At 50.8% G+C, this 20,043-nt stretch carries 22 protein-coding genes and 1 pseudogene; 12 read left to right on the top strand and 11 right to left on the bottom strand.

All coding sequences use genetic code 11. From position 1 onward, the window contains the following. Positions 1–250: 250 nt before the first annotated feature. A complete protein-coding gene (locus BW33_RS09125) occupies positions 251–514 on the top strand; it encodes a PAAR domain-containing protein (protein ID WP_047598480.1) in 264 nt (87 codons plus the stop codon). Positions 515–840: 326 nt separating this feature from the next. On the opposite strand, the gene BW33_RS09120 is transcribed toward BW33_RS09125, so the two are convergent. Then, a complete protein-coding gene (locus tag BW33_RS09120; RefSeq protein WP_047598478.1) occupies positions 841–1,515 on the bottom strand; it encodes a glutathione S-transferase family protein in 675 nt (224 codons plus the stop codon). Between the two features lie 80 nt (positions 1,516–1,595). Then, positions 1,596–2,342 carry an SDR family oxidoreductase gene (locus tag BW33_RS09115; protein ID WP_047598477.1) on the bottom strand — a complete coding sequence of 249 codons (747 nt, stop codon included), beginning with the start codon at positions 2,340–2,342 and terminating at the stop codon, positions 1,596–1,598. Positions 2,343–2,477: 135 nt separating this feature from the next. Between BW33_RS09115 and BW33_RS09110 the strand changes: the two genes are divergently transcribed. After that, entirely contained in the window at positions 2,478–3,374 is an 897-nt protein-coding gene (locus BW33_RS09110; RefSeq protein WP_047598641.1) for a LysR family transcriptional regulator, read from the top strand. A gap of 240 nt (positions 3,375–3,614) precedes the next feature. On the opposite strand, the gene BW33_RS09105 is transcribed toward BW33_RS09110, so the two are convergent. Further along, a complete protein-coding gene (locus BW33_RS09105; protein WP_047598640.1) occupies positions 3,615–4,589 on the bottom strand; it encodes an aldo/keto reductase in 975 nt (324 codons plus the stop codon). A gap of 72 nt (positions 4,590–4,661) precedes the next feature. On the opposite strand from BW33_RS09105, the gene BW33_RS09100 reads away from it, so the two are divergent. Beyond that, the gene (locus BW33_RS09100; RefSeq protein WP_047598476.1) at positions 4,662–5,057 is read left to right on the top strand and encodes a MerR family transcriptional regulator; all 396 of its coding nucleotides are present in this window, start codon (positions 4,662–4,664) and stop codon (positions 5,055–5,057) included. On the opposite strand, the gene BW33_RS09095 is transcribed toward BW33_RS09100, so the two are convergent. After that, a complete protein-coding gene (locus BW33_RS09095) occupies positions 5,054–5,725 on the bottom strand; it encodes a LysR substrate-binding domain-containing protein (RefSeq protein WP_052032697.1) in 672 nt (223 codons plus the stop codon). The genes BW33_RS09100 and BW33_RS09095 overlap by 4 nt on opposite strands. Positions 5,726–5,857: 132 nt before the next feature. Next, entirely contained in the window at positions 5,858–6,748 is an 891-nt protein-coding gene (locus BW33_RS09090) for a LysR family transcriptional regulator (RefSeq protein WP_047598474.1), read from the bottom strand. Positions 6,749–6,852: 104 nt separating this feature from the next. Here BW33_RS09090 and BW33_RS09085 point away from each other — a divergent pair, with 104 nt between their 5' ends. Beyond that, positions 6,853–7,284 carry a GFA family protein gene (locus tag BW33_RS09085; RefSeq protein WP_047598473.1) on the top strand — a complete coding sequence of 144 codons (432 nt, stop codon included), beginning with the start codon at positions 6,853–6,855 and terminating at the stop codon, positions 7,282–7,284. Positions 7,285–7,658: 374 nt separating this feature from the next. Here BW33_RS09085 and BW33_RS09080 read toward each other — a convergent pair whose 3' ends face one another. Both BW33_RS09080 and BW33_RS09075 read right to left on the bottom strand, forming a co-directional pair. Beyond that, positions 7,659–8,537, bottom strand: a complete 879-nt coding sequence (locus tag BW33_RS09080; RefSeq protein ID WP_047598471.1) for a DUF2971 domain-containing protein — start codon at positions 8,535–8,537, stop codon at positions 7,659–7,661. A gap of 173 nt (positions 8,538–8,710) precedes the next feature. Beyond that, a complete protein-coding gene (locus tag BW33_RS09075) occupies positions 8,711–9,025 on the bottom strand; it encodes a hypothetical protein (RefSeq protein WP_047598468.1) in 315 nt (104 codons plus the stop codon). Positions 9,026–9,407: 382 nt separating this feature from the next. Between BW33_RS09075 and BW33_RS09070 the strand changes: the two genes are divergently transcribed. Then, entirely contained in the window at positions 9,408–9,818 is a 411-nt protein-coding gene (locus BW33_RS09070) for a hypothetical protein (protein WP_047598465.1), read from the top strand. A 152-nt stretch (positions 9,819–9,970) separates the two neighbouring features. Here the strand turns inward: BW33_RS09070 and BW33_RS09065 are convergent, their stop codons facing one another. Continuing rightward, on the bottom strand, positions 9,971–10,930 hold the full coding sequence (locus BW33_RS09065) for a hypothetical protein (protein WP_047598458.1): 960 nt from the start codon (positions 10,928–10,930) through the stop codon (positions 9,971–9,973). Positions 10,931–11,550: 620 nt separating this feature from the next. Here BW33_RS09065 and BW33_RS09060 point away from each other — a divergent pair. The 5 genes from BW33_RS09060 to BW33_RS09040 all read left to right on the top strand — a co-directional run bounded on the left by BW33_RS09060 (position 11,551) and on the right by BW33_RS09040 (position 15,145). Further along, positions 11,551–12,105, top strand: a complete 555-nt coding sequence (locus BW33_RS09060) for a Panacea domain-containing protein (RefSeq protein WP_047598457.1) — start codon at positions 11,551–11,553, stop codon at positions 12,103–12,105. 1 nt (position 12,106) lies between these two features. After that, positions 12,107–12,523: a hypothetical protein gene (locus BW33_RS09055; RefSeq protein ID WP_047598456.1), complete on the top strand. Its 417-nt coding sequence runs from the start codon at positions 12,107–12,109 to the stop codon at positions 12,521–12,523. 379 nt (positions 12,524–12,902) lie between these two features. Continuing rightward, positions 12,903–13,727 carry a hypothetical protein gene (locus BW33_RS09050; RefSeq protein WP_047598453.1) on the top strand — a complete coding sequence of 275 codons (825 nt, stop codon included), beginning with the start codon at positions 12,903–12,905 and terminating at the stop codon, positions 13,725–13,727. Further along, positions 13,720–14,457, top strand: a complete 738-nt coding sequence (locus BW33_RS09045) for a hypothetical protein (protein WP_047598452.1) — start codon at positions 13,720–13,722, stop codon at positions 14,455–14,457. Before BW33_RS09050 ends, BW33_RS09045 begins: the two co-directional genes overlap by 8 nt. A 469-nt stretch (positions 14,458–14,926) precedes the next feature. Next, positions 14,927–15,145 (top strand): hypothetical protein, encoded by a 219-nt coding sequence (locus tag BW33_RS09040; protein ID WP_047598450.1) that lies wholly within the window; start codon positions 14,927–14,929, stop codon positions 15,143–15,145. Positions 15,146–15,274: 129 nt separating this feature from the next. Here BW33_RS09040 and BW33_RS30080 read toward each other — a convergent pair whose 3' ends face one another. Next, entirely contained in the window at positions 15,275–15,949 is a 675-nt protein-coding gene (locus tag BW33_RS30080) for a hypothetical protein (RefSeq protein ID WP_052032696.1), read from the bottom strand. 104 nt (positions 15,950–16,053) lie between these two features. Further along, complete coding sequence (locus BW33_RS30075) at positions 16,054–17,454, bottom strand: hypothetical protein (RefSeq protein WP_052032695.1); 1,401 nt, start codon at positions 17,452–17,454, stop codon at positions 16,054–16,056. Between the two features lie 399 nt (positions 17,455–17,853). Between BW33_RS30075 and BW33_RS09030 the strand changes: the two genes are divergently transcribed. Next, positions 17,854–18,159, top strand: coding sequence for a hypothetical protein (locus BW33_RS09030; protein ID WP_047598449.1), 306 nt, complete (start codon positions 17,854–17,856; stop codon positions 18,157–18,159). Between the two features lie 814 nt (positions 18,160–18,973). Here the strand turns inward: BW33_RS09030 and BW33_RS30135 are convergent. Continuing rightward, a pseudogene (locus BW33_RS30135) lies at positions 18,974–19,126 on the bottom strand (site-specific integrase); the annotation flags it as partial. Between the two features lie 139 nt (positions 19,127–19,265). Here BW33_RS30135 and BW33_RS09020 point away from each other — a divergent pair. Continuing rightward, positions 19,266–19,733, top strand: coding sequence for an anti-virulence regulator CigR family protein (locus BW33_RS09020; RefSeq protein ID WP_047598444.1), 468 nt, complete (start codon positions 19,266–19,268; stop codon positions 19,731–19,733). The last annotated feature ends 310 nt before the right edge of the window (positions 19,734–20,043 follow it).

Genomic DNA, 20,043 nt, shown 5'->3' with positions numbered 1-20,043 from the left:
TAATGGCTGGAGAGAGACTCTCCAGCATTACTCAGGCCCAAAACTACAAAAATAGTGCAATCGGTTCATGAGAAATTTTAATCGCAAGGCTCAAAAACAACCCCGGACAAATACACAATGCAGGTTGGACAATAGTGGGGGCGGATTTGTTTTTGCAATGAGTTATGAATGCAAGCTGGTGTCCGACGACACCACTTCAGCTGAAAACGTTTCATTTTATGGCGATCACTTCTGATCAAGGAAATGCAAAGTGAAAGACGTCATTCGCTTGGGCGACTCCACCACTCACGGTGGTAAGGTCCTTGAAGCGTTCTCCCGGACCGACCTCAACGGCAAGCCGATTGCTGGGGTCGGGCACAAGGTCAGTTGTCCGCTGTGCAAGGGGATTTTCCCGATTGCCGAGGGCAGCAGCACCTATGCCGTCGATGGCGTGCCCATCGCGCTCGACGGCATGAAGACCGCCTGTGGCGCTGCGCTGATTGCCAGCGGCCCGAAAGGCGCAGTGATCAGTTGATCATCTGATTTCATCTTTGGCCCCATTGCCTCGGTATGCGACTAACTGTTTCATTCCGAGTTGACAATGCGCCTCTCCTGCATCATTGATCGACTCTCTGAGTTTGGCTTGAGGGGCGGCTTTCGGCCATTAGCGGATGCTCACAAGCGACCGCTACCGGCCAAAAGTAGACTTAGAGCGTCAACGAAGACGAAGCATCGCTTTCCATTGATTAGGCATATTCCTGAAAAATTGGATGGTGGCCTCTTGCATATTTGCAAACGGAAACACGGATACACGATCGCACCAGGCCAAGTGGCACCATACGAGTTATTTATATACATGACTCAGCTGACTAAAATGGCCTTCATCTCGACTAGATGCTTGAGGAACCGGTCTGCATAATCCTCGGCGACAGCAGCCTGAACGCTAGCTCGGTTGGCCAGCGCATGCCGCCATTCAGCAATGCGACCAAGACCATCAAACAATGGATGGATTGTTTCGAATCCCAGTATGTCGAAGTAGCGAAAAACTGGGGCTACAGCAACATCTACCATGCTGAAAGTTTCGCCAGCGAAGTACGGCCCCCTTGTCTTTTCATCATCTAGTCTCTCCAGCTTTCCCCTAAGCGATGAAGACTTACCAAGTGCTGTCTGCGGATCCGCTGCGTTCAGATATCCCCACGCATCAGCAAGCATAGCAGTGGCGAACTCGATCCAGGCACGGTGCTGAGCTCGAGTGATTTTAACTTCCGGGTGCAAAGCAGGGTTCGGATACGCCTCTTCGATATATTCACAGATTGCTACGCTCTCGAAGAGCACCTTCGCCTCCGCGGCCCCGTTTTGCATCTTTAAGAGTGGGACTTTTCCTGTTGGAGATATGGCCAGAAACCAGTCGGGCCTGACCTTTAAATCCACGTCGATACGATGAAATGGAACCTCTTTTTCAAAGAGCATAATTGCCACTCGCTGTACAAACGGACAAAGCCCGTGGCTGACAAGCGTGAGCTGAGATTGAGACATTCGAATATCCGATATTATTTCGATAACCCCGCTTCCAATTAGGAAGCGGGCTGTGAAGACGCGAAGTCGTGACTAGCCGACTACAGCGAGCGCCCACCATCAACGATAATCTCCGTTCCGACCGTCCAACGAGACTCGTCCGATGCAAGGTACAGAACCGCTTTAGCTACTTCTTCAGGCGTACCGAAACGGCCGAAAGGGATGGTCGCGGCGATATCTTTGTTGACTTGCTCACGGTACGCATCGGGGATGCCCAGCTTGTCGTACAGCGGTGTATCGATCGGGCCAGGGCTGACGGCGTTTACTCGAACACCACGCGGGAGAAGCTCGCCAGAAAGCGTTTTCGACATGTTCAGAAACGCAGCCTTCGTTGCAGCATAAACGGATGAGCGCGCGTCGCCCAGGTGCGCACTGACCGAGGTATTAAGAATCACCGATGCAGGATTAGAAAAAACTGGTAGCAGTGCTTGCAGGAGGAAGTAAGGACCTTTGACATTGATGTCAAAGGAACGATCGAACATCTCCTCGGTCCAGTCTTCGATTGGCATCCAGACGGATACGCCGGCGTTGAGGAAGGTTACGTCGAGCTGCCCGTAATGAGACTGGACAGCCTGCGCCAGCTCTTTCTGAGCTGCGACACTCGCAGAGTCGGCTCGCAGCACCAGGACTTCACTACCTAAAATAGCTTGAGCATTTGCTATGGATTCAGGATTAACACCTGTGACGATCACGCGTGCGCCTTCGGCGAGAAATTGTTTGGCGGTTTCCAGACCGATGCCGCTTGTGCCGCCAGTGATGAGGGTGCGCTTGCCTAGTAGACGGGACATATAAATTTACTCTCGTTAAGGACGGCCAGCCGGGACGGCTGACCTACTCAGAGCAACTATGTATTCATGCCGTCGCGCTGATAAGATGAATAAATAGAATAGATCTCATGCGAAATCCGCATGAAAAGGGGCGTGATGGATCGGTTGTTACTGATGAGCTGTTTTGTTCGCGCTGTCGAGACAGGTAGTTTTTCCGCTGCGGGACGTGATCTAGGACTAGGGCAACCGAGCGTCAGTCGTTACGTTGCTGCTCTTGAAGACCATTTGCAAACCAGGCTGCTTCACCGCTCCACACGAAAGCTGATGCTCACGCCCGAGGGTGAACGGTACTACGCAGATGCGCGGCGTATCCTAGACTCAGTAGAACAGTCAGAGTCTTCACTGAGAGGAAACGTAGTGCCGTCTGGACTACTGCGCGTGGCTTGCCCGACCGCCTTGGCCCACACCTTCATCGTACCGCACGTCGCGAGCTTTCTAGGGCACTATCCCGATTTGTCACTTGATCTTCAAATCAATGATCGCTATGTAAATCTCGTCGACGAGGGCGCAGAACTTGCGATTCGTATTGGGCACCTGGAGGACAGTGCAATGCGAGCCCGGCCACTGGCGTGGTTCGAGCGTGTGTGCGTTGCCAGCCGTGCGTACCTGGAGAAACGTGGTTCTCCCTCTTCACCTGATGACCTGAAAGAACACGACTGTCTTGTTTATACCCTCCTATCCACTGGAACCAACTGGCGGTTCAAGGATGTCGATGTCCCGATTTCCGGGCGACTGCGTGTCAACTCGCCTGAGGCGATACGTGAGTACGTCAACGCAGGATTGGGAATCGCGCAGGGGCCTCAATGGCTTTACGAGGAAGGACTGAAAAGTGGCAATCTTCAATTGCTGCTTGAAGACTACGTAGCGCCACCTGTCCCGATCCAATTCGTATACCTCGCGAATAGGCTGCTGCCCCAGCGAGCCATCGTTTTCATGGATTTTATGGCGGATGTATTTGCAAAGAGTTCTGCATTCCATGACCGTGCTAAATAGTCTCCAAGACCACGGCCTGTATGCGAACCGAGAACCACCAGCATGGTCTCCCCAGGGCAAAATAGCAGAACACTCACCATTCGATCGCTCTTCGCCGATAGCAGTCGTTCACGAACGACTGCTATCGGCCAGAAGCGGTCGCTTGCATGTGCAGACTTTGAATACTGAAAAAGCAGCCTCTTTGGAGTTAGGGGGAATTAGAGACCCTCTGGTCACCTGCCGCGCTTCAGTATTGACTGCCTAAATAGCCACGCCTTGTACGTGGGTCGCAATCGAATCCAGCAACTGCATATCCGCCGCACTCAATCGCATGCCCGAGGCAGCCGCGTTTTGCTCAAGACGATGACGGCTGCGCGTGCCGGGAATCGGCACCGCAGTAACGTGCAGTTGTTCCGCTCGACTGTAAAGCCAGGCCAGGGCCAGTTGCGCGGCAGTGATGCCACGCTGTGCCGCCAGTCGCTCCACCTGTTCGACCAGCGCCTGGTTGGTCGTTTGGTTCGCCGCTGTAAAGCGTGGGAAGTTCAGTCGTGAGTCCTGCTCGGATAAGCCGTTGGCGAACGTGCTGCTGGTGAGCAGGCCCCGGCCCAGCGGTGCGTAGGGTACGAGGGCCACGCCAAGTTCGGAGGCCGCCGCAATGACCGAGTTTTCTAATTGGCGGGTAAACAGCGACCACTCAGACTGCAAGGCCGTAATCGGATGCACCGCGTGGGCGGCGCGTAGTTCCTCGGCGCTGACTTCACTCAAACCCAGCCAGCGCACTTTGCCTTCGGCAACCAGGTCAGACATCGCCCCTACAGAGTCAGCCAGTGGTACATCGCTGACGCGCCGATGCATGTAATACAGATCGATGCAGTCGAGGCCAAGGCGCAGCAGCGAACGGTCAACGGCTGCACGGATGTAATGGGGCTCGTTACTCAGGCTCCAGTCATCCGGGTTGGCGGTACTGCGCACATAGCCGAACTTGGTGGCCACCACCGCCTGGTCACGGTGTTTATTGATAAAGGTCGCCAACAGTTTTTCGTTGGCACCACAGCCGTACATGTCGGCGGTGTCGAACAGGTTGATCCCCAGTTCCAAGGCGCGCTCGAGCGTGGACTGCGCCTGCGCCTCGTCCGTTGCCCCATAGAACTCGCTCATGCCCATGCAACCCAGCCCTTGCACGCCGACCAGCGGCCCCCGATTTCCCAGGTGCGTCATCGCAATAACAGCAGGCATCATTGGTTACCCCCACAGTTTGGAGGTGACGTTCTAACACCGGACCTTACTCCAGGGTCAAGGAGCCCAAGCATGCTGATTTCTCAATTTTCCAGGGCCTCAGGCTTGCCCGTCGAAACCATCCGGTTCTACATCAAAAAGGGCTTGCTGGCACCAACACGGGGGCAACAGGTTGGGGAAAATACTTACCAGCGGTTTTCCGCTACCGACCTCACCACCGCCCGCATGATTCGCCTGCAGCAATCACTGGGTTATTCCTTGCGCGAGATCGCTGAGCTGCAAGCCGAATACCGCGACAGCGCACGCTCGGCGGCGCGAACCTGCGAAGTCCTCAACCAGCAGATTGCCCGCCTGGAAGAAAAACGCACGGCCATCGACGCGGCATTGGTGTTTCTGCGAGGCAAGGTGGAGTGGATCGAAAATGGGCAGCCCGACGATGCACCGCAGTTTGCCGAGCTACCGTGCTAAGGCGAATGCACCGGGCGTGGCGGCTGGCGCACGGCGCCGGCAAGGAAGTCTTCCAGCGCCCCCGACAGCACATCGAACACGGTCGCCGCACGCTTTACCCGGCGCAGGTCATGGTGCATGGCAATCCATATATCAACTTCCATTTCCACCTCGCCCGCCAGTACCTGAACCAGGCCCGCCGGCTCAGCCAGCTGTTGCGGACACAGGCCGAAACCCAGGCCAGCACGCAACGCGGCGTACTGCGCCAGGTGGCTATCGCTACAAATGAGGAAGGTTTGCTCCGCTGTGAACGCACCTTCTTGCACCAGACGGCGGTCCGGGCCAATCACCGGCATGTCCTTCAGCGCGACCAGCGAGGGCGGCAAGCCATGGCACTTGATGCATGCCGGGGTCGCGTAAAGGCCCACCCGCAATGCGCCCACCCGACGGGTGACAACATTGGCCTCGGAGGGGCGCTGCAGGCGCACGGCGATATCCGACTCTTGCCGCGCAAGAGCCTCCAGACGATCACTGATGCTCAGCTCAAGGCGCAACTGCGGTAACGCCTGGCGCACGCCCGCCAACAGCGGCGGCAGCACTTCCACACCCAGAAGCTCACTGCTGGTGATGCGCACGCTGCCAGCGCCCGTGCTGGCGCGTCGGTTGAACGCGCGGGCGGCGTTGTCCATGACATCCACAGATGGGCAAATAGTTTTTCACTGTTACCGAGCGGGTGCAAAATGGCCCGCCAATTTGCTTTAACCGTCTGTTTCTGGCCGATAGCTGCCGTTGAGGCTAACCAAGGGGTGCCACGCTTACTACTAATCGACCAAGCACAGATACTGATGCAAATGTTCTCCAAGCACCTCATAAGCCTGAACGAACTTGTTAATTTTGCGCAGGTCGTTATGCATTGCGATCCACACATCGACCTCGAAGCCAAAGTCGAGTGGCAGCACATGTAACAAGCCGTGGGATCTTGCTATTTGCGTTGGGCATAGTCCGAAGCCTAGGCCGGCTTTCAGAGCTGCCAGCTGAGCAAGGTGATTATCAGAGGCGATGGTGAAATGCTGGTCTGCATCACACAGACCTGCGTCGACCAACCGACGCAAATCTGCTAAGCGCCTGTCCGGTCCGATCATCGGCCGCTGACGCAACGCTAGCAAATTAGCGGGAGTACCGTAGTGCTCCAAGCACCCGGCACTGGCATAAATGCCAATCTGCAAACTGCCAAGACGCCGCACAGTGATATCAGCTTCATTGGGCCGCGTGAGCCGCACTGCAATATCCGATTGCAGCCTGGCGATGTCTTCAAGGGCATCGCCTATGCTCAATTCGAGTCTGAGCCCCGGGTGGTCGTAATGGAAAGAACGGAGCAGATCGGGTAGGACTTGGACGCCAAGCAACTCGCCACAGGTCAGCCGAATCGTACCGTGATCCAACGACGCTTCTGAGCTGGCCATGCGGTTGAAAGTCTGCGCGGCCAGATCCATGGCCTCCACATGTTCAATCAGACGTTGTGCTCCGCCAGTAGGCGTCAGACCAAGAGGTGTGCGGGTGAATAGACTCACACCGAGAGCGTGTTCTAGATGGTCGAGGCGTCGGCGCGCCGTGGCCTGGGCGATACCAAGCAACTTCGCCGCGCCGCTTAGGCTGCCAGAGCGCAGCACGGCGAGAAATACACGCTGACTTTCCCATTCAATGCCGCTCATACATTCTTAACCAACTGTTGCTCCTAATTTGCTCTTCTGCTCGAGCCCGTGAAAAGGGATCATTCGCCCACATTTTTCCGGGTGTCATTATAAGGAGCCAACACATGAGATTCACCGGGCAGTGCCGATGTGGGAAAGTCACCATTGAGATCGTAGCTGAGCAGTTCCCGCCACTGTATGCCTGCCACTGTTTGAACTGCCAGCGTTGGAGTGGCAGTGCGTTCGGTCTGCACATGCTGACAGCAGCTTCAGCTGTTCAGGTGACGGGCGAAACAGCGACCTTTGAACATGAACACCATGCTCAATCGTCCACCCAACACGCCTGCGGTACCTGTCACACTCGGTTGTTCAACGAGACCACGGCAGCGCCCGACATGCGCGTGTTGCGGGCCGGCATCTTGGCAGGCTCTGAAGGTTTCGAACCGATTGCGCATATTTGGACAAAGCGCAAGCAACCATGGCTGGTGCTGTCGGGGACTGTCGCGCAATGGGATGAGAGCCCGACGCCCGAAGCATTTGCCGCCGCACTAGGGTAATAGATCCTGTTTCTTCGTCAGTAATGTAGCCATCCGCTAGGCTGCTTGTGAAGTTGACTATGTCTGCTTTTGGTCGAAAGACCACGCTCCCGAGCTGCTGCTTTTGGCCGACAGCGGTCGCTCCAGAACGTCCGCTTTTGGCCGAAAGCGGACGCTGGCTGGCTCCGATGATGGATTGGGCGTAGCCATCCACCAAGGTGCCAATCTGCTTGGCTATCCCGCTGTAACCTCTTCGCTTTGTAGCAATTTCTAAGCAAGCTGCAATCACTGCCTGACGCGGGCACTGCCGGTACTATGGCTTATACTTTTTCTCGATAGGAGCCGACGCCATGCGTGGTGATTACTTGCGCAATTTCGACCCTATTTTGAAGAGATCAGTACTCGGTTTTTTTAAGTTCAAGCTGATATTTATGATTCATGGTGGCTGCCTGTAAAATTTCGGCGTGAGGATACGAGCGTTTTACTAAACCAGCTAAATCGACACGATCAGCCTCTGGCATTCGGCAACCGAGTATAACGGCAGTCAACTCCTTACTCCCAAACTTAACATCTTCGTGCGGCGCCAATTTATCACGCCCATCCCCCGAATAAATACGCCACTCCCTTTCATGAGCCCAAGCATCAGACTTAGTATAAATCAGGTCATCGACTCTTCTTTGCTGGTCGAATCTTATCATCCCAGCTAAAAAGTCTGAGAGTTCATCTTCACTGAACAGACTCGGAATTTCCTCTCGATATTTGACAGGCTTCGCTGTGGAGTACGGACTATCGGCGCCATGCTCTTGCTCGAACTTGAGTACAACGCCCTTGTTGCTGTCTGCGTAGTAGGCCCACATAAGTTGATTTTTCGGCGAATCAGTCAAGCATAATATTTTAGAAGTAGAGAGACAGCGTCGGGCAAAGTTATTTACTTCAGTGATCCCCTCATCCAAAACTTTAAAGGATTCTGCGATACCTTCGGCCAACCCCGTAATAAAAAAATTTTTCGTCATGCCTGGGCAGACTTCGCGAAACGCTTGAATTACGGCGTTCATGCCGTTGCCCTCCGCACCTACATACTCTCCCGTATAAACCTTCCAAGTTTTTTCTAGCGCGTCCTGCATCACCTTATCTCTATTAAAATCCACCCTTAAATCAAATTGGATATCATAAGGATCATTTAGAGTCGCGGGGGTCGTCCAGCGGAGAGTTTGATTCTCGAGAACGATTTTTGCCGTACTTAAACTCATATATTTATAGAAAGCGTCAGGCACAGTCGATTCTCCTGAAATCACACACACAAAAACAGCTCACCACTATCAAGTCGTCTAGCGCTTCTGACATCCATGCAGTTCTAACTTTCGGTCACACCTGGTAATCCAAGGCATGTGCAGGGTTAGTGCAACATAGGCAAAACTTCAAGGCGCTATGTTAGCGTATCGGACGCCTATGCCGGCGCCACGCTGGACGGACCGCCCAATGTCGCCGCCGTGTTAACGAAGGCTGCCACCTCGCGGGGCTCCAGGGCCTGTAACTTGGCATCGGCCAGGATGTTGAGCCAGACGGCTAGACGGGTGGCACAGGAAGGGATTTTCTGCGCTACGGCATTCGCATGCTCGAACAGCACACGTTCCAGATCCTCCGGGGGTAGCGGTTGCTGTTCCGGGCGCAAGGCGGCGGCGATATCGGAGGTAAGTACAGCCACGTCGAGGGGTAGTTCGGCGAGGCGCTGCTGGTAGGTCGGGGTTTGCGGCAGGGACATGTAGGCACTTCCTAGGGTTGAGGCCGATTAGCGTAGATCAGGACAGACAACAGTGGATACTTTCTATTCTCCCACTGCTAGGGCCACGACGAAGGATAGGGATTCGAACCCCTTCTGGATTCCTTGCAGGCCGCTTTAGCCCACCAAAAACGGCGCTTTCGCGCTTCGCCGTTGGCGTACAGTGGGCTCAAGCGGCCTCCCATATGCCCTAATTTTGCCCTAAGCCGCAACGGCAGCAACCGGCCAAAAGCAGCCGTCCACGCATGGCCTTTTCCAGCCCCAAAAGATAATAATCGGAGCGGAGACGGCCTATTGAAAATTGGCTACATGGCTGAATACGCCTCTTCTTCAGCATTCCATTATCGACATCAGAGTAAGACTCATGGGCGCGCCCATCATTATCGGCAACAGCTATGACCTCTGGGTCAGCAACAGCATGAAAGATACTTTTTGCGAGGTACTCACCGCTATCGCGGCCTTGGAAGGCCATGATGTGAAGGCCATATATGAGGAGGCACCAGGTGTGGCCGGCACCTATGGTGTTCCAGGCGTGGGTATCCTTCTCGACGAGTTCTTTCTCTATCTTGGTGGATTTTCCGGGGTTCGACGCCACCTCGATGTTTGCCGAGTACGGCTAGACGAAGTCAGAGAATCTTGCGGACTGTCGCCAGTTGCTGCCGAACGCATGGCACACGTACTGGCATGGGCCGCATACCATATGGATGGCAACCCGATCCCTGTAGGCGGCTCTTTCTATGAGAGCTGGCCTCCTGACGAAGCTGAAACAAGGTAATACCCGCCTGCTTTCGGCCAAAAGCGGACGTTCCTGAGCGGCTGCTCACGGCCAAAAGCGGCCGCTCCGTAAGGCCGCTTTTCGATTAACACATATATGAATTTTTATCGATTTGTGGCATGTAATGGCGACGTTCTGATGCAAAATACATGTCACTCGAAACGCGTTTTTAGGGGGACCGCGCTGAGCACTTTAAGACGGCCTTCTCCGCCGTTGAAAAGTCTATCTTGTTCAAATACCTGCCCAGAAGTAACCATTGTTGGGAGATAGAAAACGATTCCGTCTCGATGCCCGGAACTGGCGATCACGCTCTCAAGCTGAATTAGCATCGATTCGTATGTGCGAATATTTACTCTATTCTTGATCTCCACAACTACTGACTGACCAATACTCTTCACTAGGACGTCTGCAACAAGCTTCCTTTTTTCCCCGCCAATTTGAGCTTCAGACAACACTTCTGCATCAGGAAAGATAGCGGACAAAAAACCCGCTACCGACCCTAGCCACTGAGGGTACGAGTTGCTTTCCAACTCCTCCACGGAACGGAGAGTAAAATATGATTTAAGGGCCTCAGTAACACGCCCCAAAAGATCCCCCTCCGCAAAATTGAACTTGCTTTTTATCGTTCGCGCCAATAGCTTTGCGGCTTCCTCTTCTCGGTCGCGTGCCAGCTGTAAGGCCATCTCGTCAACAAGAAGGCAAGAGAACGCTGTTACCGACACGATGGCGAGGAACGCTTCACTCTCGCTGAAGTCCAATTTATGATCATGAGTAGATGGGTTTCTCCACTCCTGTCTGTAGTTTGTAAATTGATCCAGTACTCTCTTCCTGAATACATTGGATTTGCTAAAGAATTGCTCAATATCAAATATTCGCGCCTTATCAAGGTTTTTCTTGGCTAGAACACCATAAGCCTCTTTGAGGCCACCTTCGAATGCTTGATTTGTTCTATACACTGCATCGGTGAATGCCGAATCATCGGTATCCCTTTGCCCCCTCTTCAAATGTTTATAAGCAACTTCTACGTGCGCGAGCATCGCCATCAGTCCAAGCGTATGATCACCCGCACCAGCTTGATCGATCTTTCCTCGAAGGGTCGCAATAATATCCATAAACTAGAGACGCTCTAACAATCGGTGAGCGAAAAGAAGGCGTGATGTTATCAGCCATCTGTGTCGCGTAATTTTAATTGTCGGAACCTCTTGAGCCAATTGCGTCAAGAGGTAGAAACGCCGCATGATCAGAATAAAACAAGCGACGTGACCTTGCCCGAGCCTACAAAAACACCGGCAGTGTGTCTATGACTGAAAATAGCTTAACGCGTCCGTTCGTGATGTCTACCTGGATAAATCCTGCCATCTGCGAGAGGCGGCTTTGGGTCTATTAATGCCGTACGTGAACAACGGTTTTGAGCCAGCAGGCGTTCGGGTTCGGGAGCTTTCGACCTATAAAGGACCCTGAAGGCTGTCAGTGACTGGCAGAATTTGTTTGTCTCGAAATCGGTTCCATATCATCACAAGGCAATCACAGCTGAATTGGCTCAGAACGACATTTACGAACGCATGCCAGACTGCGATACGCCGAATTGGCACCCTTACGTCCCCAAAATTATGCTTTCATCGCTTCTCCAATGCGACTGCACCTCGACCATTATTCGCATTGATAGTCGGTTGCAGAACCAATTGTCCGGCGTAGTGGAGTCGAGAACTCGCAGTGAGCTATCCTTGTACCCATGCTAATAGACCATGAACGTGAAAAACTGATCGAAGCGGTCAAGTTTTTTGCTCAAAACACACGAAAGCTGGGAAAGACGAAGCTATTTAAGCTCCTGTATTTCCTTGATTTTTCTCATTTTCGAGATACCGGACGACCTGTCACCGGGCTTGAGTATTTTGCGTGGCCAATGGGGCCGGTGCCCACCGAGCTTTTCGAGGAGCTAAAAACTCCTCAGCAAGATTGGGGGGGTAATTGCTCATTCGAATTTATTCCAATAGCAAAGGGGCAGATGTTTCGAGTTGAGGCTTTAAGCAAATTCGATCCTTCGCATTTTTCGAAGCGTGAGCTTCGCATTATGCAAAGCCTGGCGGATCAGTTTAAAAACTCTGATGCAGAGCAAATGGTGGAGGAAACCCACCTAGAAAATCTGCCTTGGCATCAGATCTATGAAGTTCAGGGGCGAAAGCAACACAAAATCCCATACCGAATGGCTGTGCGTAAACAAGAGGAGGACGCCGTTATGGGGCTCGCCGCCGATCGAGCAGATATGGTCGCTACGTTAAGGAAATAATGTGACCCCAGGGACGATCTATCTCCATAAAGATTTCGTGTTTTCTGACGGCACAGCCAAAGACAAGTACTTGGTTGTGCTGGGAAACTTGAAAAATGGGATTGTCCTAGTGGCCAAAACCACATCTCAGGGACACCACTACCGCAATGACTTTGGCTGCCAAAGCGGCAACAGGTTTGCCGCTTTCTTCTTTCCCGCCAGTTCAAAATGCTTTCAGAAGAATACTTGGATTTGCTTGAGTGAGTTTTATGAGCTGAGTGAGAATCATCTGACTCAAGGGTTAGCTACCGGCGGCGTTTTTAGGATCGGTCACCTGGGAGAGACTTTCACACGGGATGTACAGTTCTGCGCTAAGGGCTCAGATGACATCAGCGTGGCTCAAGAGTCTATGATCGACGGCAGTTTGGCTCAACCGTGATCAACCATAGCTCACTTGGCACGATCCGCTTGAGACTACGTTTGTAGCCGTTCAGTGAGAAGCGACAGGTCGGAAGGATCGATGCAGGTCCAAGGTTAGCGGTCAGCAACACAGATAGGTGATCTGCCCCGACTATTCTCTAGCCGCTAATTAGCAATCTACGCTGCTGTGGTTACAATTTTTGACCACTGCCATTCTTTTGTCGCTTCTGATTTCGGCACTTTTTGACCTCAAGTTTTTACCACGTGCACCTGAACGTCCAGTAGGGTATAAATATTTGCATGGCCTATTGCCACTTGGTTTGGGTGTTTTTTCGCTTGATAGTCACTGCTTCTATGAAATGGTTACTATTAAATTAATGGTGTAAGCAGGGATACATATGCCGCTAAATCTTGATATTGTCATTGAAACAGTAGATTACGAAGTTGACATGAAGGCAGGCCTAGAAACCTTACAAGGAGCTTCCGAGGCAACCTTGAGCATTGTAGAAACTCTTGTGACTGGAAAAGTCGCCTTAAGGCATAGAGGCGTTAGCAGTGTGAGAACAATACTAAAAAGAACCTTCAAAGGTTCTTATGGGCAGGTTTTCGCCGTTGAAATCTCTGATGAGGAATTACAAAGAGAATACAAGAAGATTGGCAATACAACATTTGTCGAGTTAATGTCTTACTTTATGAAGGAGTCTCTTTATCTTGAGTCTGCCGACCTCTCAGCAAAAGCTCAGAAAATCGTAGATAATTTAGGCGACTCGGCCGAAGCCTTAATAAAAAAATTGCGTGTTTCCTCAATGGAAAACCTTCATAAAGTTTCAACAAAATTTGATCATGATGTAAAAATTAGATACAGAAAAAGCCTGAATGAAAAAGTGGTTATAGCCAGTTTCAACAAGTCAACTGTTTTAGCGCTACAGGCTACGGAGTCTGATAAGAGTACAGATATTACTGCCAGCATTACTAGGCTGAATATAAACACTGGGAACGGCAGGCTTCTTCTTGAAGGAGCGGACGAAACAGTGGCTTTTGGTTTTGGAATTGAGTATAAAGAAGTTAGGTTAGAGGCCAAGAAAAAGTTCTCTGAAAACCTAGATCACAACAATGGAATAGATAGTTCCAAGTGGAAGAATTTAAAAATCATTGCTAGACCCATAAAGCTTCGAGACGGAAAGATTGTAAAATATATTGTCACAGGTTTTTATAATGATTAACAGATACGCAGCGGCGGCGGCATTATTGCTTTTTGGTGTTTTCGCCTCGTACCTCCTTCAATTTCATTTTAAGCTAGGGTACGGGGTATCCAACGACCCGGCTGTCTGGGGACAGCTGGGAGACTACTTTGGTGGTCTCCTAAACCCCATGCTTAGTTTTATCTCTCTTGTGCTTCTCATCAAATCATTGACGTTGCAAAATCAAGCTAACCAAGACCTCAGAAATGAAATAAGCAACACAAGAAAATCTGAAAGACTGCGCTCCTTCGAGGTACAGCTTTTTAACATGATTGATTCTCAGCGGGCCTCGCTGCATACATTAAAAATTGAATTCGAAAATGAGGGTTCATTAGAGATAATGTACGGAGCTGATGCCATTATTAAAATTGAAGATGATATTGAGTTTTTAAGAAAAAATTCGCCTGAGGTTAATAGTGCAATCGAATACTTAGAAAATGCTGATGCTACCGATCAAATATTCGGAGTTACCAGAGTGTTTTATAATATGGTGAAAATGATTTCTGAGAAATTAAGTGATTCTAATGGGTTTTCCTTGGAAGACAGGGCCTCTCATTATCTCACTCTTATAAATTTCACAGATTTCGCGCTATTGCGACTAGTAATGATGAGTGCGCAATTTATGCAGTTCCCATCCACTGATTACTTGAAATCAAACAAAGAATTCAATGCTGTCCTAATCGAAACTGGTCTTAATTACAATCTTTACTGATGCGCACGCTCCTTGTCCTCATGTTTATGTGAAAGCCTTGCTATATAGGTTAGAGTTTTTTCGCGTTGTTTTAATCACGCCGCTTTCATAGATTCTTGGAATGAATGACTTCGACCGAAAGGGGGCTCTCGTGAGGGGCCGCTTATGGCCGGTAGCGGTCGCTTGTGAGCGTCCGCTAATGGCCGAAAGCCGCCGTTGCCAAGGTGTTCTGATGAATATCGATAGTCGCTAGGGGTTTGGAGTTCGAATCTCTCCTTCACCGCCAAATTCTGAAAGCGCAAACCCCTGATTTTCCTAGAGAAAGTCGGGGGTTTGTGGTTTTTGGCGTCCGAAAAAAGGCCATATGGGACTGAGATGGGACTGGTGCGCTATTTTGGTGCGCAAATAGAGGCCGCCCAGTGGCTGACAGACCTTCGCCGGCGATACGATGAGCTAGGCTTTTGCGAACCGAACTCTAAGGACGACTTCCATGCCATCTGACTCAGATTCCAATATTGCCGCGGCAGATGCTCTGACACTGCTTCTGCACAACCAGCATGCCTTGGCGGCTGCGATAGAGGAGGTCACCAAGTGGCTTTCAGAAAATGGTGTAGAGACGGTTGCAGAAAACGCGGTCGTGGCCATGGAAACCCTGGATACAAACGCGAAAGCGATTACGGAGGCGATTACGCGGCTACGGCAGTTCTAGGGCAGTCTCCCTCTGAGAGCAATGGGCCAGAAGCTATCGCTTACAACTCCACGCCCTTGGCCTTTGTTCTCAGAAGGGGAGCTGGCACGACCACATATCTCCCATAAAGAAAAATTGTATTGTCGCGCGTTAGGTGGCCTTGCAGTTTAAAGCATGAACCTCTTTATAAAGTAATATAAGGTGCTCTATTGTTAGATCTAATATAGGCTCGTACATGAACGAGTTGAGGTGAATGTTTGAGCTGACCGTGATACTCACCTTCTCCAGTACGCGTATAGCGGAACCTGTCGCGCCTAAATCTGAATGCTCATTAATTAATGCGCCAAACTGACTGTTAGATTCATTCCAATAGTTTTCATCATTTTTGATTCTCCGAATCTCAGAGGTCAAGAAAATTTCCGCCTGAATTCGTATGGCGATAGATAACAGAACTTTGTTTTCAAGATTTAATCCGTCGTGCTCAGCAAAATTACAAATCTCATCAGCGCTCTTAAAAAGTAGATCTATTACAAGTGAAGTGTTGGTGGCGTCATGGGTCGTACCAAATAGCCTGTTATAGATGTCGTAATAATTACCGATTGTGATTTTGGCCGTGTCGCACTTCCAGTGAAGCAGGCTTGTGAGTGTTAAGTAATCGCTATCAGAATCTTCCTTTGTGTATTCAATCAAGTTTCGGGTGAATGGGATGGTGGCGCAAAGAATGAAGTTGTCAGTCGCAACTTTTCTCTTCCACTTGCCAATGAAATAATTATTTATCCCTTCGGCTTTGGTAAGGCAGATAGAAGATTTGTTGCGGTTAGCCATTAGGCATCTATCGCGGTGAACGAAATTGGTCGAAAGTGTTCGAAAAAAGTCGAAGTTATGTGTCAGGATTATCTGATGAAAGCTGTGGGTTTTGTTTAGGTCTTCTAAGTATTGGATGATTGCATGTTTGTTTTGTAGTCGAAAGAATCTGCAACGTCATCGATAATGAATAGGGTGTCTTTTTGGGAGGTTTTCCTTGCTTCAACATCAAATATAAAGTTAAGAAGATAAAGTGCACGTCTTTCACCTTGGCTCAGAGTTTTTACTTCTTGGCGCGACCACTCTACCTTATCCGTTCCTTCTTTGAACGTTAACTTTAGCCGGGCTTTCTCTTTTCCTAAAGCAGCCTTTGCTTGGTTCGCCACCGACAGTGTGAAAGGCATATCCACGAAACGATCATTGAAGAGGTCTACAGCGAGCGTCCATCTAGGGGCGTCCTCTGCTGCAATTGCTTCAATGTAATCAATTTCAGATTTGCTACCTGCATACGAATCATAGTAAGCAGTGGCGTCGGTGTTGTTCTGGATATAGTTAATCCAAAGATCCTTCCGCAGTTGCTCTTGGTTTTCTGGTCGTAGTTTGCCGAGAAGTAACTCAGTTTGCGATGCTGACTGGTTTTCAATAAGTTCAATTAAAGCCTGTGTTTGTGCGTTTTTTGCAAGGTTGTTTTGCAGGGTTTTTAGTGTTTTGTCTTCGTCAATGCGTGCGTGAATTTCTTGAATTTTTTTGTCTAATTCATCTTTGTCTATTGAGGTTTCATCACCTCTCAAATGAACGCGATGACCGCCCGCAAAAAAACCTTGCTTGCTCAAAGTTCCAAAGGATAATTCTGCTTTAATAGGGTTGAAAACACCTTTTTCGTATATTGTTCCAGGTTGATCGAATAAGTCCTGATAGCGTTTGCTGAACTCGTTGGCCTTAGAGATAAAGTCTTCGTTTTTTAAAACATCCATCACTTTTGAGTCGAAAATTGTAGCGTATTCATAGGAGGATAAGTCGCTTTCAATTGGTAGTTTGTTTATTTGTTCTATGCATGATGAGAGGTTTTTTTCATTGAAGTCTCTTAATAGTGTTTGTTCAATGTCTGTTTGTTTTATCTTTGATTTTTTTTGAAGGGATTTGGTTAGGTTGGCTTTTAGTTTGTCAAGGTTTACAAGAAGTTCGTCGTATCTGGATTTGCTCTCGGGGTTAATAAGGATGTCTGTTATGGCTGAGCTGTCTTCTCTGATATCTATCTCGGATTTTAGAACATATATGGAGTCCTGTTGAATCGCTTCGCCGTCAGACTCAATTACATAGAGCGATTCGCGTCCATACCTTTCTTCTATTGGTTTTTTACCTTGTGCGATATCTTCAAAGGTTTTTGAAAAGGAAGTTTTCATAGAGCCGTTCGGCGCATATATTGCGTAGGCCTTTGATTTGATTTTGGTTGTATCAAAATCGAAATCATATTCTAAGGATTGGATTCCATAACAATTGGTCAGGCTTATTTTAAGTTTTTTCATGATACGTCCTTGGAATCATTTAGTGATGATTGATGACGCGATCTTTAACTTAAATGTTTATCTTTTTTGTTAGTCTGTTGACCAGCGTAGTCTAAGAAACTCAACCTTGAACTTTTATTTTTGGCTCCACTACCGCACATTAAGACGTGCGGAGTGTCGTCATTGCTGTGGTTAGCCAAATTGGATGACTCGAATTTCCATGATGTGCTTTGGGCCGATTACGGCTTTAGACGGCCTTTACATAATTCCGCCCTATGTTCAATCGGCCCCCACACCTGAACCCGGTGTGGGGGCCTTTTGTCCCGGCCGTGGAAACCAGGCCTCCCAAGGCTGGTCTACCATTAATGCCTCCCCTGGTTTTCTCCTCGACGTCTACTGACTCGCTTAGGAACCCGACTCATGTCTCACGTCTTTGAAGGCCTGGCCACTGTCACCGTGATTGCCCGCTATGCGGGGAAGCCACAGGCCGAGTTGACGACACTCGAATGTCCGGTACGGTTGGAAACGGCCGGCACGGATCGCACCCGCGTCGAACTCGCGCGCTATTTGGAAGGCCCCAAGGATGCCAACGTCTTACGGGTCATCCTGCCCGAAGGGCGGATGGTGCAAGGCCCGATCATTGATGGCTGCAACGCACCGTTGGGCGGCTGGTTGCTGATCGACGTCGAACCCGGCGATCTGAAGTTTGCGCCGCTGGCGGCCTAGCCCGATTCGCAAACAGATAGCCCTGAGAAAGAGTTGGCCGCGCTAGACCTGCCACAGGCTGTGCAAATTACAACCCTGAAACTCCTGCAGCAGATTGCCCTGGCGCACACGGCAGACGATCTGTTCCGCGCCAGTGATCGCGCCGAAGGTTTTGTCCTGGGACTGGAGACGGTCGAGGCGTTGGACGCGGTGGGCATCGGGCGTTGTATGAAGTCTTCGACATTGCTGCCACGGCGCGGCGTCAGGAGCACAAACAGTCATCGGCGAGGACATTCATGAAAGGGTGTTGCGCGCCTGGTCTAGCAACACGCGGTGCGCGAATGCCTGGTGGCCAGAGTCGAGGGTGGCCCCGACTGGTGGTTGTCGATTCGCGTGGGCGGCAGAGGCGCCCGCTGGGTGCCGGTGCGCTCACGACGTGAGTCGTGACGCACCTGGACCGCCTGACCGACGTAGGGCGTTTCGCTGAAGGGGTGGGCTTGAGTGGATTCAGTGTCGAGCTGCAACCGGTAACAGTTTCTAGGCCATTTTTACAGACCTGCGTCCTATCCAGCAGCCGGCATATGGCAAGCTTGCAGGGCTAAAGCTGATACCAATTTTGATACCATCAGCTGCTAGAAGGCGTATTCTGGTGCGATCTCATGCGCGCTAACTGATTGATTTAATTGCGCTTTTTGCCGCATCGCGATGCATCTAAGATCGCATCGTGATGTTAGCTGTGGAGATCAATTGCTTTACCTATCAATGGGTTGCGAGCCGCACATTTGGCGCTTGGGCCATTATTGGGGCATTTTGAAGCGTTTTCTTCCCGGGCCCGGTCACTGTTGGCGTAGAGCCAGCAGGCATGGGTCGAGAGCAGCCTCTGGACGCGGTGTCCAAGCTGTTGGGCAATAAAGGCGGGATTCATGCCAGACATTGCGCGCATTGTCGCATAAGTTATGCGGCAGTTGTATGGCGGAGGATAACGAACCCGCTGCCAGTACGAGGGAGCTGTCTGTCAGGCGCCGCACACGGTCATCAGTTCGGGAACGAGGCGAGCCGTTGATAGAGCTAAATCCAGCAATGCCGTCTACATTACAAAAAGCATTGCCCATATCGAGAGAACGATCATGTTTAAAGCTCGCTTGTTTGTAGCGTCTGTTACTTGCCTTGCTCTGGCGTTGAGTTCGGTGCCCTCATTGGCCGATCCCGGTAATGGCAACGGCAATGGCAAAGGAAACGGGAAGGGTGGGCCACAGAACAGTCAGGGGCATGGCAATCAAGGTGGTAAAAACAAGGGATCCAGCGCGGGCAGCTGGGACCACGCCCCCGTTATTGACCGAAGTGGTGTCCTGGGGGTGGTCAATGGCTATAGAGACTACTGGAGCCCAGGTCCTTCGCTACCTCCCGGCATTCAGAAGAACCTGGCGCGTGGAAAGCCTCTTCCGCCGGGCATCGCCAAAAAGCTGGATAGCCGACTATTGGGGCGGCTGCCGCACTACGACGGATATGAGTGGCAGCAGGCGGGAGGAGACTTGATTCTGGTGGCTATCGCGAGCGGGATCATCTACGAAGTGCTCAATGGCGCTTTGGATTAGCCTGTTTCGGAGCGCTCGTTTTCGAGCATTTCATCGGTAGTAAAAGCAATACATTCGCACTCACTTTAAATGTGAGCTCTTTCGCTTCCGCCAGTCGCTTGTGGTTGAACCAGATCCAGCCAGGCGCGTCTTAGATGGCAGTACAACCAGACCTTGTGGATGCCATCATGCGTTGTAAAAAGAAGAACCTCGTTGTTGCCGTATCTTGCGTAATGATGTTTGCGGCTGCGCCGTTACTGCCTGCTGAACTGTCCATCATGGGCTCTGCCTACGCCAAGGATGGTGGTGGTGGTGGTGGTGGTGGTGGTGG

Source organism: Pseudomonas sp. RIT288 (genome assembly GCF_000631985.1).
Classification (GTDB): Bacteria; Pseudomonadota; Gammaproteobacteria; order Pseudomonadales; family Pseudomonadaceae; genus Aquipseudomonas.
Note: the sequence above shows the minus strand (reverse complement) of the source record. Positions and strands in the feature narration are given on the sequence as shown.